21 protein-coding genes and 1 pseudogene are annotated in these 12,639 nt (G+C 48.8%); 14 read left to right on the top strand and 8 right to left on the bottom strand.

Annotated elements, in window-relative coordinates:
* The 7 genes and pseudogenes from OGY72_RS17625 to OGY72_RS17595 form a co-directional block, all read right to left on the bottom strand.
* A pseudogene (locus OGY72_RS17625) lies at positions 1-410 on the bottom strand (hypothetical protein); the annotation flags it as partial.
* A gap of 13 nt (positions 411-423) precedes the next feature.
* Entirely contained in the window at positions 424-732 is a 309-nt protein-coding gene (locus OGY72_RS17620) for a hypothetical protein (RefSeq protein WP_257661545.1), read from the bottom strand.
* A 1-nt stretch (position 733) separates the two neighbouring features.
* Complete coding sequence (locus OGY72_RS17615) at positions 734-1,090, bottom strand: hypothetical protein (protein ID WP_257661546.1); 357 nt, start codon at positions 1,088-1,090, stop codon at positions 734-736.
* Positions 1,087-1,359: an antitoxin gene (locus OGY72_RS17610; protein WP_257661547.1), complete on the bottom strand. Its 273-nt coding sequence runs from the start codon at positions 1,357-1,359 to the stop codon at positions 1,087-1,089. The genes OGY72_RS17615 and OGY72_RS17610 overlap by 4 nt, the downstream gene beginning before the upstream one ends.
* Positions 1,356-1,913, bottom strand: a complete 558-nt coding sequence (locus tag OGY72_RS17605; protein WP_257661548.1) for a hypothetical protein — start codon at positions 1,911-1,913, stop codon at positions 1,356-1,358. The genes OGY72_RS17610 and OGY72_RS17605 overlap by 4 nt, the downstream gene beginning before the upstream one ends.
* Complete coding sequence (locus OGY72_RS17600; protein ID WP_049002608.1) at positions 1,897-2,937, bottom strand: ParB-like helix-turn-helix domain-containing protein; 1,041 nt, start codon at positions 2,935-2,937, stop codon at positions 1,897-1,899. The genes OGY72_RS17605 and OGY72_RS17600 overlap by 17 nt, the downstream gene beginning before the upstream one ends.
* Positions 2,937-3,296 carry a hypothetical protein gene (locus tag OGY72_RS17595; protein WP_257661549.1) on the bottom strand — a complete coding sequence of 120 codons (360 nt, stop codon included), beginning with the start codon at positions 3,294-3,296 and terminating at the stop codon, positions 2,937-2,939. The genes OGY72_RS17600 and OGY72_RS17595 overlap by 1 nt, the downstream gene beginning before the upstream one ends.
* Positions 3,297-3,556: 260 nt before the next feature.
* On the opposite strand from OGY72_RS17595, the gene OGY72_RS17590 reads away from it, so the two are divergent.
* On the top strand, positions 3,557-4,042 hold the full coding sequence (locus OGY72_RS17590) for a hypothetical protein (protein WP_257661550.1): 486 nt from the start codon (positions 3,557-3,559) through the stop codon (positions 4,040-4,042).
* Between the two features lie 246 nt (positions 4,043-4,288).
* On the opposite strand, the gene OGY72_RS17585 is transcribed toward OGY72_RS17590, so the two are convergent.
* A complete protein-coding gene (locus tag OGY72_RS17585; protein ID WP_060854491.1) occupies positions 4,289-4,981 on the bottom strand; it encodes an XRE family transcriptional regulator in 693 nt (230 codons plus the stop codon).
* Between the two features lie 97 nt (positions 4,982-5,078).
* On the opposite strand from OGY72_RS17585, the gene OGY72_RS17580 reads away from it, so the two are divergent.
* The 13 genes from OGY72_RS17580 to OGY72_RS17520 all read left to right on the top strand — a co-directional run bounded on the left by OGY72_RS17580 (position 5,079) and on the right by OGY72_RS17520 (position 12,155).
* Positions 5,079-5,342 carry a helix-turn-helix domain-containing protein gene (locus tag OGY72_RS17580; protein ID WP_257661551.1) on the top strand — a complete coding sequence of 88 codons (264 nt, stop codon included), beginning with the start codon at positions 5,079-5,081 and terminating at the stop codon, positions 5,340-5,342.
* Complete coding sequence (locus OGY72_RS17575; RefSeq protein WP_257661552.1) at positions 5,335-5,889, top strand: YmfL family putative regulatory protein; 555 nt, start codon at positions 5,335-5,337, stop codon at positions 5,887-5,889. The genes OGY72_RS17580 and OGY72_RS17575 overlap by 8 nt, the downstream gene beginning before the upstream one ends.
* 163 nt (positions 5,890-6,052) lie before the next feature.
* A complete protein-coding gene (locus tag OGY72_RS17570) occupies positions 6,053-6,265 on the top strand; it encodes a DUF4222 domain-containing protein (protein ID WP_116359839.1) in 213 nt (70 codons plus the stop codon).
* A complete protein-coding gene (locus tag OGY72_RS17565; protein ID WP_257661553.1) occupies positions 6,222-7,142 on the top strand; it encodes a conserved phage C-terminal domain-containing protein in 921 nt (306 codons plus the stop codon). The genes OGY72_RS17570 and OGY72_RS17565 overlap by 44 nt, the downstream gene beginning before the upstream one ends.
* 2 nt (positions 7,143-7,144) lie before the next feature.
* Positions 7,145-7,588 (top strand): hypothetical protein, encoded by a 444-nt coding sequence (locus OGY72_RS17560; RefSeq protein ID WP_279274938.1) that lies wholly within the window; start codon positions 7,145-7,147, stop codon positions 7,586-7,588.
* Complete coding sequence (locus OGY72_RS17555; protein ID WP_257661555.1) at positions 7,588-8,256, top strand: MT-A70 family methyltransferase; 669 nt, start codon at positions 7,588-7,590, stop codon at positions 8,254-8,256. Before OGY72_RS17560 ends, OGY72_RS17555 begins: the two co-directional genes overlap by 1 nt.
* Positions 8,243-8,461: a hypothetical protein gene (locus OGY72_RS17550; protein WP_003833987.1), complete on the top strand. Its 219-nt coding sequence runs from the start codon at positions 8,243-8,245 to the stop codon at positions 8,459-8,461. The genes OGY72_RS17555 and OGY72_RS17550 overlap by 14 nt, the downstream gene beginning before the upstream one ends.
* A gap of 1 nt (position 8,462) precedes the next feature.
* On the top strand, positions 8,463-8,783 hold the full coding sequence (locus tag OGY72_RS17545) for a LexA family protein (protein WP_257661556.1): 321 nt from the start codon (positions 8,463-8,465) through the stop codon (positions 8,781-8,783).
* Entirely contained in the window at positions 8,780-9,169 is a 390-nt protein-coding gene (locus tag OGY72_RS17540; protein WP_047715865.1) for a RusA family crossover junction endodeoxyribonuclease, read from the top strand. The genes OGY72_RS17545 and OGY72_RS17540 overlap by 4 nt, the downstream gene beginning before the upstream one ends.
* A 25-nt stretch (positions 9,170-9,194) precedes the next feature.
* Positions 9,195-9,911, top strand: a complete 717-nt coding sequence (locus OGY72_RS17535; RefSeq protein ID WP_050542098.1) for a phage antirepressor KilAC domain-containing protein — start codon at positions 9,195-9,197, stop codon at positions 9,909-9,911.
* On the top strand, positions 9,908-10,897 hold the full coding sequence (locus OGY72_RS17530; protein ID WP_257661557.1) for a DUF968 domain-containing protein: 990 nt from the start codon (positions 9,908-9,910) through the stop codon (positions 10,895-10,897). Before OGY72_RS17535 ends, OGY72_RS17530 begins: the two co-directional genes overlap by 4 nt.
* A 14-nt stretch (positions 10,898-10,911) precedes the next feature.
* Positions 10,912-11,490: a DUF1133 family protein gene (locus tag OGY72_RS17525; protein WP_033558943.1), complete on the top strand. Its 579-nt coding sequence runs from the start codon at positions 10,912-10,914 to the stop codon at positions 11,488-11,490.
* A gap of 167 nt (positions 11,491-11,657) precedes the next feature.
* Positions 11,658-12,155, top strand: a complete 498-nt coding sequence (locus OGY72_RS17520) for a hypothetical protein (protein WP_000423994.1) — start codon at positions 11,658-11,660, stop codon at positions 12,153-12,155.
* Positions 12,156-12,639: the final 484 nt, after the last annotated feature.

Genomic DNA, 12,639 nt, shown 5'->3' with positions numbered 1-12,639 from the left:
GCGTTCCAGCCCTCCCACATCCTAACGAAATCATGGGCTAACCATGCGGAATATGCCGTTACTGCATATCCGGTACCGCAGCGGGTGACATGCTTCGGCATTTTGAATGTTCGCTCGAATGCATCTCGCGGATCTTCATCCGGCACTACCGGCGCTCTCGGCTTGCCCTGGCTATCTGACGGCGCTAACGGAGCGTTTCTCAGTACAGTGGCCAGCATTTCAATATCTACTGGTGCAGGCTCAGCACCAAATGCCGCAATAGCCCCATCAATAACCTTCACAGCATCAGCCATTGCGTAGCCGAGATTCCCGCCGTCGCTTTGTGCTGCTGCTTTGCTGAGTATTTCGCTTATCTGGTGCAGGCGATTGAGTGATACAGGACCGTGCGCTGGGTGGTTGTTAGTTGTCATGGGTTAGTCCTCCTTAATCCCATTGCAAAACTGATGCGAAATATGCACCGCGACACGGCGAGTCACGAGGATGATGCCAGCCTGAATAGCCATCCTGACCACCTATTGGGCTAACTTTGTACCAGCACTGGTAATAGCGGGCGCTACTTGCAAAATCAGCGGCACCATCCGAGTCAATTACATCTTGGGACACAGAAGCCTGAATTATTTCCGCTTCCGTATAATCGCCGCGCATAACGATGAATCGCGCATCGTCCGAGCAAAGATAATCACATGAACCGTCATATTTACCTTTGGTGGTAGGTTTGATTAATTTATCCATCTCACTCCCCCTTCACGCCAATGCCAGCGGCGCGGATAGCTTCGATAACATCATTCGGGCGATAGATTTTCACGCCAGCGTAACTGTTCAATGCCTTTGGAAGAGTAACCGTCCGCGATTCCAGTTCTGCTATGCGCTTATCTGCGGCTTCAGCGCGGTCAATCGCTGATTCAAGAGCGCACTTAAGCTCAGATGTGTATTCAGCGTCGCAGCAACTAGCGCATATATGTCCGCCGTCGTCATGCTTAACAGTTAGTGCCCATTGGCTACAGAAGTCGCAATCACGCATTACCGCCTGACTCCAGTCACGTCTTTTGCGCTCAGGAACACGCAGAGCCTGTTTGTTGAGTGCTGTCATTGGGCTTCTCCTTCGTAACCTATGGCTCCTGCAATTGCCGCCAAAACGTCCTGACTCTCCCCAACCGGCTTATCCATCCAGTCGAACGACATCAGGCGCCCACCATCGATAACACCGATGTTGAAATCGTCGCTACCTTGCTGTTTAAGACCATGTTTGATGGCCTTGTCGCGCTTATCGAATTCAACGCAGTCAGACACATACTCAATCCCATGACCGTTTTCGTTGCACCACAGATATTGCTGAATGACGATGTACGATTTGCTCATAGAGCGGCTCCTTTGCGAAGCTGGGCGGCGAACCTCAAAGCATTTCGACCAGTAGCCTTAATGATTTCTGCGGTTGCTGGGCTTTTACCTTTTGCATAATCGCCAATCTCCCCGGCAAACATCTCCACACCACTGGCCCGCACTTCAGCCAGGAACGCGTCGTAAGCAGGTATCTGTAACACAGCCAGGGAGCGAATCATCTTCTGCACTTCTGGCGGACATTGTTCGTAATGGTCGTCGGTGATAAATACCGCTTCATTGTGAATTTTATCTACAGCGCTTAATTCCGCCGCCAGCGCCCTGCACTTGCTCTCGGAGTTAGCGAGCTGTACTGCCATGTCTGCGAGTTTCAGTTCAAGATTGTGAATAGTCGCGTCTGCTGCACGGAACTCGCGCTGGGATTCCGTTAAATTTGAGCAGGCGTTTTGAATTGAGTAGGCCAAAATTGCAGTATCACGATCATCTGATTCTTCAGCTTTAACCTGCAACTGAACCGCCAGGCTGAAGAGATCAGCAATTTGAGTTTCTGTCATACGGTTATTGATCGTTTGCATTGGTATGTACCTGCTGAAGTTTGTGTTGTTTAACGAAGTGGGCCACTGCTTTTGACTGGCTGGCGATTATTTTTCTATCACCTAGGTCGAGCGTGACGTTCTTACCGCGATAAATTATTGCCGAGCCGATTTCCTTACCGTCCAGCTTCACATACAGCACCTTCCCGATAATCTCTGTAGTAGGGATTGGCTGTGAAAGGCGATAGGTTTCGCGAGCTTCAGCAATGGTTTTATGTTCGTCGATGATCGCCAGCGCTTCAGCCAGTGCCGTGCCTTGCAAATTGAACACGCCTTCATCGCTGATCGTCGCCATGGCCATTAACTCCACGAACCGGCGAGCACTTTTAATGTTGAGTTCTGGCGCGATAGAGCTGCGCGTAACCTTTGTTTTCCCCTGGGCGGCGGCTACGGCTTTATCGTGCTGGAGAACTTCGCCAGCCTGTTCGCCAAACTCACGAACGCGGTCAACAGCAACATCAACAGATACGGCACCAGATTTAACTTCCTGCTGAACGTCATAATTAGCGGTGCTCAGAGTGAGCAACTTCTCAACGGTCGCTACAGACTTATTGACCAGCTTTGCAATCTCGCTGGTGGTCTGGTTGAAAGCGTTATGAAGCTCCTGAATAACAGCAGACTGTTCAATATCGGAAAGTGGGAGTTGGTTATTACTGGTCATGATGCGAGCCAGTCGCTGCACATCGTTACCGTTAAACGGCATGATATGAATGCGGTCTACTGGCTTACCAGCTTCAGCACAACGTGCGTAGCAGCGACGACGGCGATGGCCTTCAACAACCCACACACCGCCTTCATCACGTGCGATAACCTCCAGCGGAGGAACGGTGCCGCCGTTCATCAGATAGTTAAAAAGGTCGTCATCTGCCTGACGGGTGCGTTCGTCGTCTTCACGCTTGTTGAAACCTTCGCGCACGTGGATATGTTCAAGGCTGATAAACATCCCGGTATCGGTGCGCTTGATGGTCCCGTCACGGGACATCTGTTTGAATGAGTTGGCGGCCATCACTTAGCCCCTTCATTCATCACAACATTAGTTACCGGGGTTAACTCACGCAGTTCGCACTGAGCTTCCAGAAGGTGAAGGTTGCTACGTGTTTTTGTGTGTCTTTCAACAATGCGATCGCATTCTTTTGCCCAGCAAATAACGTCATCACGTAATACGGTGTTCTCGATGGCCAGTGCTTTACGCTGTTCCATTGACTCGCACAGCGCGACACCCTGAACATCGTAGCGGTTCGCCAGTTCATTCATCAGCCACTGGGAAGCAGGTGGCAGGAGAGGGGCAGCTTTACGGGCTGCATCGATCAGTTGCTCTCTGGTCATACGTGGTTGTAACTCAGTGACGTTCTGTGTGGTCGTCATGGTTAGTTTCTCCGTGTTATATGCGCCCTGCACGGCGCTGAATTTTGGTTGCACGAATCCCTCGCCAAAAGGCGAATAAAAGTTTTGGTTTCGTTTCAGTAAATGCCCCATCAAAAGGTGCTTAGCGCAACGGGTTGCTCCATCGTTATTATGCTGTCGTGTTAAATAGCTACCAAGATAGGTAGTGAGTAGCTATTTAACTAAAGCAATGATTAGAGTAATCTGGATATCCTAATACATTTATTTTTAAGGTTTTTTTTGTGGCTGGTGAAAAAAAATTAAAAATCCCATTCGATACCAATAAAAACTATTACAGTGGAATTCGTGGCATTTTGAGCGGTATTGTTTGCTCTATGATCGGTGTTTATATTACTGGGCTATTTAGTGGAGCTATTAGCGTTGAACAGATTTTTAAAATGCCAATAGGTATCATCAGTGCTTGGGTCGCTTTGTGTGCTTCTTTGTGGGCGCTATCATATAGATTTGAAGATAGGGTTATATTCACATCTGGCCGTAATTGGGATTGTCCTAGAACAGCGAACTTTTTTTTATTTTTGCTTTACATAATGATAGGTGTCTTTTGTTCACTCATATTCGAGGCCTTTCTGAAGGGGAGTGCCTCCCGCTCCTTATATGTTTCAATGGCGGGTTTTTTAGTTTTCTTACGACTTTTTTGTTTCTTCAGCATTAAGAATTATGCTCAAATACAAAGCAAATCTGTTGATGAAACTAACGATAAAAAATAACCTGTATTAATAGGATATCCAGATTGTTAAAGAGCGAAGCGTCCAGTAGGGCGCTTTTTTGTTACCTGCGAATCATCCGGTTATTCATATGCCACCGGCGGCTACTTCGTGGGCGTCCTGCCTGTTCGCTATGGAGTAGACAATAAAATTAAATTGCGCAAAACGCAAGTAAATAATTGCGAAATACGCAATGTAAGGTGCATAAAAAAACCGCCCTAAAGGCGGTTTCAACATTGATATGTAGCGTCAGGCGTGACGTTTGAATGATTGAGATTGGCTTATCATTACTTTCCCAAAAATGTAAAAACGGTGTTCGTTGGTCTTGTCCACGGACCATTCTCTATATTTTGGGTTATCAGATATCACCAACAACTTATCAGGTATCATCTGTAATCGTTTGACGTAAATTTTATCATCAAAACCAAATACATAGATTCCATCACCGTCGAACTCATGAATAGAGATATCAACGAAGAGAAGATCACCAGGCTCGATTGTCTCAGCCATACTGTCGCCTCGAACGTTGATTACCTTTACTTGATCTGCCGTTCTTCCACCGAACATCGCTAGCGCACGTTCATTGTTGTATTCGATTGACCTGATGACATCGATGATGTCGCTGCCTTGAATAAAGCCGCCACCAGCACTGGCACTAACATCAAGAATCTCCACTCTAAACACAGATCCATCTCCAGAATGTGGGTTACTACCACTGTATTCACATACAGTAGTTTTATTTCCACCTGGAGTAAATAGATCAGCAACGCTAACGCCTAAAGCTTGAGCATATTTGCTAAGTGATTGTTCAGTAAATGACTTCTGCTTGCCAGTTTCTACACGCGAGATGTTAGCTCCGTCGACACCAACGGCTTCAGCAAGATCAGCGATTTTTAGACCCTTCGCAGTGCGAAGTTCTCTTATGCGATTTCCTATGTTCATGCGTCTATTACATGTTTTTTTTGCGTGATGTGCAAAGCAACTTGCGCAAGTTGTATGTTCCAATTAATATGCGTTATACGCAATTAAAGGAGGGTATATGCAATCACCGTTACGAATCTTGCGTAAATCGCAAGGTATGACTCTTTCCTATGTAGCGAAAGGGGTTGATATCGACCCGGGAAATCTAAGTCGGATAGAGCGAGGGCAGCAAATCGCTTCACTGGATATTGCTGAGCGTCTTGTCAGTTTCTTCTCTGGAAAAATCAATGAGCTAGAAATCCTTTATCCACATCGCTATTCGAACTGTACAGGCGCGAGTACAGACATAAAACCACAGGACGAAGGAGCAAGCCGTGGGTAATGAACCTATTTGGAAAGTCGAGCGTCAGCCAGCCTGGCTGGTGGCTGCGATAAAAAAGACGATCACTGATCTACCTGGCGGTTATGCCGAAGCTGCGGAATGGCTGGGGGTAACAGAGAACGCGCTTTTTAACCGCCTCCGTGTGGATGGGGATCAAATCTTCCCTATGGGGTGGGCGATGGTGCTACAGAAAGCTGCTGGTGTTAGCTACATAGCTGATGCGTTTTCTCGTCAAACCGATAACGGCATTCATATCCCTGGCGCGGCACCAGATACAGAGAACGAGGAGATTGGCTTAAAGCTGGCTGAGCTGGTGGGCAGGCTCGGTGACCTGGTTAACGCATATCGTCGATACATCGATGATGGTGTGGTTGATAAAGGGGAATGGGACAGCCTGAACGAAATAGCCTACCAGTTCAGGGTAACACTTATGACGTTCCTGAACTTGATTTCACGTGTTTATTGCCTTCCAGAAAAGAATGAAGCCCGCGAGTGTGCAGCTCCGGGCTCCGTGGCGTGTCGTATCAGTGGAGAAACTAACGCATGAACAGTTTAACGGCAAATAACCGTCTTCCGCAACTCCGTGGAATTCCAGTGCATGGAACCTCGCTGTTTCGGTATGAGCGCATGGTATCAGGTCGGTGGATTCCTTGTAACCACAGAAGAGCTATCGCAATTGTGGGTGTGTTCCAGCGGAGGGCGAAACGCATATGCGAGCACTCAACAGACGGTTTAAAGACAGCTACGGCGTCCCAGTCAGGGTTATCCGGTGGGAGCCAGAAACTCAACGGGTTATATACCTGCGCGACGGATACGAACATGAGTGCTTCAGTCCTCTCGAACAGTTTCAGCGTAAATTCCGGGAAATAGAGGGTCCGAATGAGCCTGTTAATGACATCCCGGCCAATAGTGATAAATCCTGACCTTGCGTACAGCATTGGCCTGAATGAGGCGATTGCATTGCAGCAGATTAACTACTGGCTGAAAGAAACAACGTCTGGCATGGAGCGTGACGGTGTTCGCTGGATTTACAACACGACTGAACAGTGGCTGGAGCAGTTCCCGTTCTGGTCAGAGTCGACTCTGAAGCGAACCTTCACCCGCCTGAAGACACTCGGTGTGCTCAAAATTGAGCAACTGAACAAGTCTCAACGCGACATGACCAACTTCTACACGATCAACTATGAAAGCGAGCTTTTAGATGAAGTCAAAGTGACTGAATCGAAGAGGTCAAAATGCGCTGTTCCATCAGGTCAAAATGACACGATGGAAGAGGTCAAAGTGACACGCTCCATCAGGTCAAAACGAACCGCTGTCATCAGGTCAAAATGCACTGATGATCCTACAGAGATTACAACAGAGAGTACTACAGAGATTACAGGTAAAGACTCTTGTCCGGTTGCGGTGCAACCAGACCGAGATGTGTTGATTACTGATCAGGCTAAACAGGTTTTGGTTCACCTGAACCAGGTCACGAACTCACGCTACCAGGTTTCAACCACGTCAATGCAAAACATCCGAGCACGAATCGGCGAAGGGTTCACCGTTGAAGAGTTGTCGCTGGTGGTGGATTACTGCAACGCGAAGTGGGGCGATGACCTGAAGATGTCTGATTACCTGCGACCACAGACGCTTTTCCAGCCGTCCAAGTTCCCGGGATACCTCAAGTCTGCAAATAACTGGGACAAAGCTGGCCGACCTGAACGAGTGAATGGGGAATGGGCCCGTGAAGATGGCATCTTCAAACCCAGCTTCAAGAACACTGATTACAGCGCTATTCCACCAGGGTTCAGGGGGTAACGATGAGCATTCTGAAAATGGTCCAGATGTTTATTGCCATGAACCCCGGCTCAACGACCAGGGACATCATCGAAGGTCTGACCCAATTCAGCCTGGACAGGCTCCAACTCGCCGTTTGCCGCCTGTATGGTTCTGGGCTTGCCACGCGTAAACGCGACGGTCGCCAATTCCGTTACTACGCGGAACCGCCAGCAGATTGCCACTTCGAAGTGTTTGAACCAAGTCCTGAAGTCAGCGCCTTGATGGAAACGGCAAAAGGTCTGGAGTCGAAAGGTCTTTTTCACCGTGCCGCGACAATTTACATGGAGGCGTTCAGCGCATCAGCCATTGAATCAGAGCGAGCAGCAATACTGGCAGAACGTCAGCGCTGTCTTGGCCTGGCTAAACCAGCAGTTATTGCCGAAGACGGATGCTATCTGGCTGGTCGATTTTCGGGAGGCCGTTAATGAACTATTCACTGATTTACGCCGATCCACCGTGGGAATACGGGAACACTATCAGCAATGGCGCAGCGGAAAACCATTACGGCACGATGAAACTCATCGACATTAAACGCCTTCCTGTCTGGGAACTGGCCGCCGAAGATTCAGTTCTGGCCATGTGGTTCACCGGTACACATACCCGTGAAGCGATCGAACTTGCTGAGGCATGGGGTTTTAAGGTTCGGACCATGAAGGGATTCACCTGGGTGAAGTTTAACTCACTGGCAGAACAGCATATCAATAAAGCGCTTCAGGCTGGTGGAGTAGAGGATTTTTACGACTTCCTCGACCTGTTGAACGCTCAGACCCGAATGAACGGTGGTAACCATACTCGCGCAAATACCGAGGATTTGCTAATTGCCACCAGAGGGAAAGGTCTTGAGCGTCAGAACGCCAGCATAAAACAGGTTATCTACAGTCCACTCGGTGAACACAGCCAGAAGCCAGCAGAAGCGCGTTACCGCTTGGAGAAATTATACGGCGATGTGTCACGCATTGAGTTGTTCAGTCGCTGTGCTGCTCCCGGCTGGCATCACTGGGGAAATCAGGCAGAAAACCCTGATGTAATCATGTTTCCTGGTTACGTTGGTAAACCTGCTCCGTTGTTGGAGGTGGCTTATGCAGGACGTTGAAGCACGTAACGCGCTTCGTAACATCGCCAGAAGATGCAACGAGGAAATAACTGCTAAACGCAAGGCTAACCCTGGCATGAATTGTGACGAAATAGCCAGGCCAATTTTTAACGGTGCCATGGGGATGGTTAAGCAGCTTGGCTTTACACCATCTCATTTGTATCTCGAAGTTGGGATTCTGAATAAGCGGATTAAGGAGCGCTGAAGTGAACAATCTTACTGTGAGACAAAGTGAAGTACTTGGTTCGATCGTGAACTATCAGCGCCGGTTCGGATTCCCTCCAACGATATGTGAACTGGCAGGGCTGATTGGTTGCTCATCACCGAACGCGGCAGCGGAGCATGTGAAGGCCATAGCGAAGAAGGGATATATCTCAGTAGCGCCTGGAGTTTCCAGGGGGATCACCGTTATTTCAGGAAATGATGAGGCAGACGCGATATCGATCATCAAGTCACTCATTAACGGTGATAGTGATTCAAGAGAACGCGCCTTGTCATGGCTGGAAGCGAGGAGTGTTCAGCCATGAAATTAACGCTGCCATTCCCGCCAACAGTTAACACCTATTACCGGTCACCTGACCGTGGGGCGTTAAAGGGTAAGCATCTGATAAGTGAGATGGGGAGGAAGTTCAAGAAGAACGTTTATGCCTCTGTTGTGCAGCAGTACGGCGGCATACCGAAACCAGTTAACGTCAACGTTGAGGTAAACATAGTTCTTTTCCCGCCAGATAACAGACGGAGGGATCTGGACAACTACAACAAAGCGCTGTTCGACGCACTGACGAATGCCAGAGTTTGGGAAGACGACAGTCAGGTTAAACGGATGGCAATTGAGTGGGGGCCGGTAGTAAAGCCTGGAATGGTAGAGATAACGATCAGTCGATTTGAAACCGTGGCGGGTGCAGCCGCCTGATAAGTGGAGACAGAGCATGCAACAGATGAGCATAACAGTAACATGTCCGACCCATCATGCAGCGACAGTAGGGCAGCAGATCACCATGTCCAGCCGTGAGATTGCGAAACTGGTTGATTCCCGGCACAGCAATGTCTGCGTAACGATAGAGCGTCTCATGAATTCCGGTGTGATTGGAGGGTATGCTGCATTGCAGTACACCCATCCCCAGAACGGGCAAACCTACCATCATTATGAAGTCAACAAACGAGATAGCTATGTGATCGTTGCCCAATTATCACCGGAGTTTACCGCCCGACTTGTTGACCGCTGGCAGGAACTGGAGAGCAACGGTGGAATGATTGTTCCCCGGTCTCTTCCTGAGGCCCTGCGCCTTGCTGCTGATCTGGCAGAGCAGAAACAGCGCCTGAGTGAAGAACTGGCAGTTGCAGCACCGAAGGCCGAGTTCGTTGATCGTTATGTTACGGCTACTGGGTCAATGACTTTTCGACAGGTCGCCAAGCTGCTTAACGCCAAAGAGCCGGAGTTTGCGATGTTCCTGATTGAGAACGGCATAATGTACCGGCTTAACCGTGTTCTCACGCCAAAGAGCAAGCATATCGAGGCAGGACGCTTCGAGGTGAAGACAGGAACGACAAACCAGACAAATTACGCGTTTAATCAGTCCCGCTTCACCGCCAAGGGTGTTCGCTGGATTGGCGGCCTGTGGGCAGAGCATATTGCTAAGGGGCAGGTAGCGTGAGGGCATTACTGACACCTGAAGTGGCACCGATGACCGGGGTAGTGATATTTCGCCCAGGCAGTGAACTGATGCATCTGTTCAGACGTGGGCGTGTTCTTATCGAGCCACAAACAGAGTCAATGGCTGAGTTACCGTCTGGCATGCTGCCGGATACTGCTCAGGAGCTTCAGAACGATCCGTTGATGCGTGATGTCTTCGAAAATCAGAAGGTCATACATCGTGCTGGTGGACTGAATTCACTGGATGCCTGGCTCGAAAGAAAACTGGAATGTCAGTACCCACACAGCGAGTGGCATGATCGCAACTACACCATCACCCGGCATGCGCCTGGCTCAATCCGCACGTGCTGGGGCTGTGACTTAAAAATTCGTGATCAGTTCACTGAAGGTCTGGCGGGTATAGCACGTGAAAACCTGGTATCCTGGCTACTGAAGGTTGTAAACGGCCAATTAGGTTTCAGTGAAGACCACATTCTGACGCTGCCGGAGTTTTGCTGGTGGATGGTCAGGAACGACCTGGCTGACGAGATACCTGAAGCCGTAGCCCATAAAGCCCTTCGTCTGAAGGAAGAGACTAACCAGTCGGTAACTCGTGAAAGCGATATTGTTCCGACATTACCTGCTCAACAACTGGTACAGGAGAAAGCGAAAAAGATAGTTGCGATGAAGGTAGACCCGGAGACGCCGGAATCCTTCATGCTTAAACCCAAGCGTCGCCGCTGGGTGAATGAGAAATACACGAGATGGGTTAAGGCCCAGCCGTGCGTCTGCTGTAACAAGCAAGCTGACGACCCCCACCATCTGATTGGCCACGGGCAGGGTGGAATGGGTACAAAGGCACACGACCTGTTTGTGATTCCTCTGTGCAGAGAGCATCACGACGAGTTGCATGCTGATCCTGTGGCATTTGAATCGAAATACGGTGACCAACTGGCCCTGGTGTTTCGGGTTATAGATCGTGCGCTGGCAATCGGCGTACTGGCGTAAGTGGAGAACGCTAAATGATTAATCCTTCTGAAGTTGGTAAATCTGGTGAAATGGTTCGTCTTCGTACTCTGGAAAGCATCTGGATACAGGGTAAGTTGCGCATGTGGGGCCGCTGGTCTTATATCGGCGGTGGTAGTGGTGGGAACATGTTTAACCAGCTTCTGGCATCTGGGAAAATCACCAAGACAGCTATCAATGATGCTCTGCGCCGCATGAAGAAATCAGGAATCACCAAGCCTGAACTTGAAGCGTACCTGCGTGAAATCCTCAACAGCAAAAATAAAAGCGGCCTGGCGTTCTGTTCAGACGAAGAAGGGTTGTTAGTGGACGGTGTCATTGCTTCTGTACTGATGAATGATGACTACCGATCGCTCTATAGCGTGATTGTCGACCGCCATCGCCTACGTAAGAGCAAGCTGCAGATGGCCAATGAACTGCAGGCTAAACATCCTGATTGGCCACTGATCACCTGCCGTCGTCGCATTGACACTTGGCTAAGTCTGGCAGAATCGATCCTGTACGCTCCAGTTTGTGACGCATTCGGCACAAATAGCGACAGATTTAAGTTGCAGAGTGAGCAAGAAAGTGCTTAAATTGTGGTAGGCTCGGGACGTTAAAGCGAACTGAGCAACAGAACAAAAAATAAACCCGCCATCGTGCGGGTTTTTGCTTTTCGCACTCAGTGTAAGTGAAATATAACCATGTGCTTTCAGGGTGAGTTACTATGCAGATTCCTTTCAAAAGTTGTCTGGAGAGTGGCATGGAATTAACATTTAAGGATCTGAAAGAAAAACGCACTAAACTGGTCGAGGCGCAATGGAAGTTACAGGATAAACTTCAGGAGAAGGCGAGCGAACTACTACGAGAGTATTCAGGTTCTCTTGATCTTACATCTCGTGAGTGGACTGGTTCTGACGGAACAAGATGGCCTTATGTGGACATTGGTATTTGGGAGGAGGAGGGGAAGTTCTTTCCTGTCTTAATCCCCCAACTCAATATGGACAGCCGTTACCACTTGAATTTCGTGATTGCAACCACTCTTGATGATTCTCCGCTAACAGGTGGCTACAGGCAGGGCGTAAGCATCTCACTCTGGTATGAGAACTCATCATTTTATGCTGAAGTAGGCTCAGGAGACGACGTCTCCCGTTTTTCTGTCTCATCTCAGCTGGGTGGATTTTATCAGGTATGCAACGCTATTAAGGCGTTAATTAGCTCTTCTATGGATCGCGCCATGCCAGATATTCCAGCGAATTAATAAAGCATAAACATCTTTCAGGGCTATGCAAATGCACGGCCTTTTCTATATCCCGTTGTGAAATGTTCGTGAGGCATGGGTTGTCAGCCAAAGGATCACCGGGAGACACCCGGCACCACGCATCCATTATTGCATAGCAAAAAGGCTCACAACGGTGGAACTTTTAGCAGGGCGAAAAAAAGCCCGCATTGGGTTGCGGGCATAACAGAGAACAAATAGCTAATATTCAAGTTGTCTTTCATCAACTTGTCAGAAGAATTTAACCTTAAGAAAAATTGATGTAAAGACAATATTGATTTCTGGTTACAGGCTGCGCATTTGCGTGGCCTTTTCTATTTCAGGCTCACGGGAATCATCCGCTACGTGCTTTGTTGATAAATCCAGCCCGTGAAGCCTGACCTTTTCATCACACACAGCGCCATCCGAAAAATCGGAGGTGAGGCTATGACCAGAATGAGCACCATTTACAGCAGACTTTCATATG

This window comes from Citrobacter sp. Cpo221, from assembly GCF_030332345.1.
Taxonomy (GTDB): Bacteria; Pseudomonadota; Gammaproteobacteria; order Enterobacterales; family Enterobacteriaceae; genus Citrobacter; species Citrobacter portucalensis.
This window is presented reverse-complemented; position numbering and strand designations above follow the sequence as displayed.

What these genes read in the sequence shown, in the direction of transcription:
- OGY72_RS17620 (WP_257661545.1), bottom strand. Translation starts at nt 732, where the DNA reads ATGGATAAATTAATCAAACCTACCACCAAAGGTAAATATGACGGTTCA.
- OGY72_RS17615 (WP_257661546.1), bottom strand. Translation starts at nt 1,090, where the DNA reads ATGACAGCACTCAACAAACAGGCTCTGCGTGTTCCTGAGCGCAAAAGA.
- OGY72_RS17610 (WP_257661547.1), bottom strand. Translation starts at nt 1,359, where the DNA reads ATGAGCAAATCGTACATCGTCATTCAGCAATATCTGTGGTGCAACGAA.
- OGY72_RS17605 (WP_257661548.1), bottom strand. Translation starts at nt 1,913, where the DNA reads ATGCAAACGATCAATAACCGTATGACAGAAACTCAAATTGCTGATCTC.
- OGY72_RS17600 (WP_049002608.1), bottom strand. Translation starts at nt 2,937, where the DNA reads ATGGCCGCCAACTCATTCAAACAGATGTCCCGTGACGGGACCATCAAG.
- OGY72_RS17595 (WP_257661549.1), bottom strand. Translation starts at nt 3,296, where the DNA reads ATGACGACCACACAGAACGTCACTGAGTTACAACCACGTATGACCAGA.
- OGY72_RS17585 (WP_060854491.1), bottom strand. Translation starts at nt 4,981, where the DNA reads ATGAACATAGGAAATCGCATAAGAGAACTTCGCACTGCGAAGGGTCTA.
- OGY72_RS17580 (WP_257661551.1), top strand. Translation starts at nt 5,079, where the DNA reads ATGCAATCACCGTTACGAATCTTGCGTAAATCGCAAGGTATGACTCTT.
- OGY72_RS17570 (WP_116359839.1), top strand. Translation starts at nt 6,053, where the DNA reads ATGCGAGCACTCAACAGACGGTTTAAAGACAGCTACGGCGTCCCAGTC.
- OGY72_RS17565 (WP_257661553.1), top strand. Translation starts at nt 6,222, where the DNA reads ATGAGCCTGTTAATGACATCCCGGCCAATAGTGATAAATCCTGACCTT.
- OGY72_RS17560 (WP_279274938.1), top strand. Translation starts at nt 7,145, where the DNA reads ATGAGCATTCTGAAAATGGTCCAGATGTTTATTGCCATGAACCCCGGC.
- OGY72_RS17555 (WP_257661555.1), top strand. Translation starts at nt 7,588, where the DNA reads ATGAACTATTCACTGATTTACGCCGATCCACCGTGGGAATACGGGAAC.
- OGY72_RS17550 (WP_003833987.1), top strand. Translation starts at nt 8,243, where the DNA reads ATGCAGGACGTTGAAGCACGTAACGCGCTTCGTAACATCGCCAGAAGA.
- OGY72_RS17540 (WP_047715865.1), top strand. Translation starts at nt 8,780, where the DNA reads ATGAAATTAACGCTGCCATTCCCGCCAACAGTTAACACCTATTACCGG.
- OGY72_RS17535 (WP_050542098.1), top strand. Translation starts at nt 9,195, where the DNA reads ATGAGCATAACAGTAACATGTCCGACCCATCATGCAGCGACAGTAGGG.
- OGY72_RS17525 (WP_033558943.1), top strand. Translation starts at nt 10,912, where the DNA reads ATGATTAATCCTTCTGAAGTTGGTAAATCTGGTGAAATGGTTCGTCTT.
- OGY72_RS17520 (WP_000423994.1), top strand. Translation starts at nt 11,658, where the DNA reads ATGGAATTAACATTTAAGGATCTGAAAGAAAAACGCACTAAACTGGTC.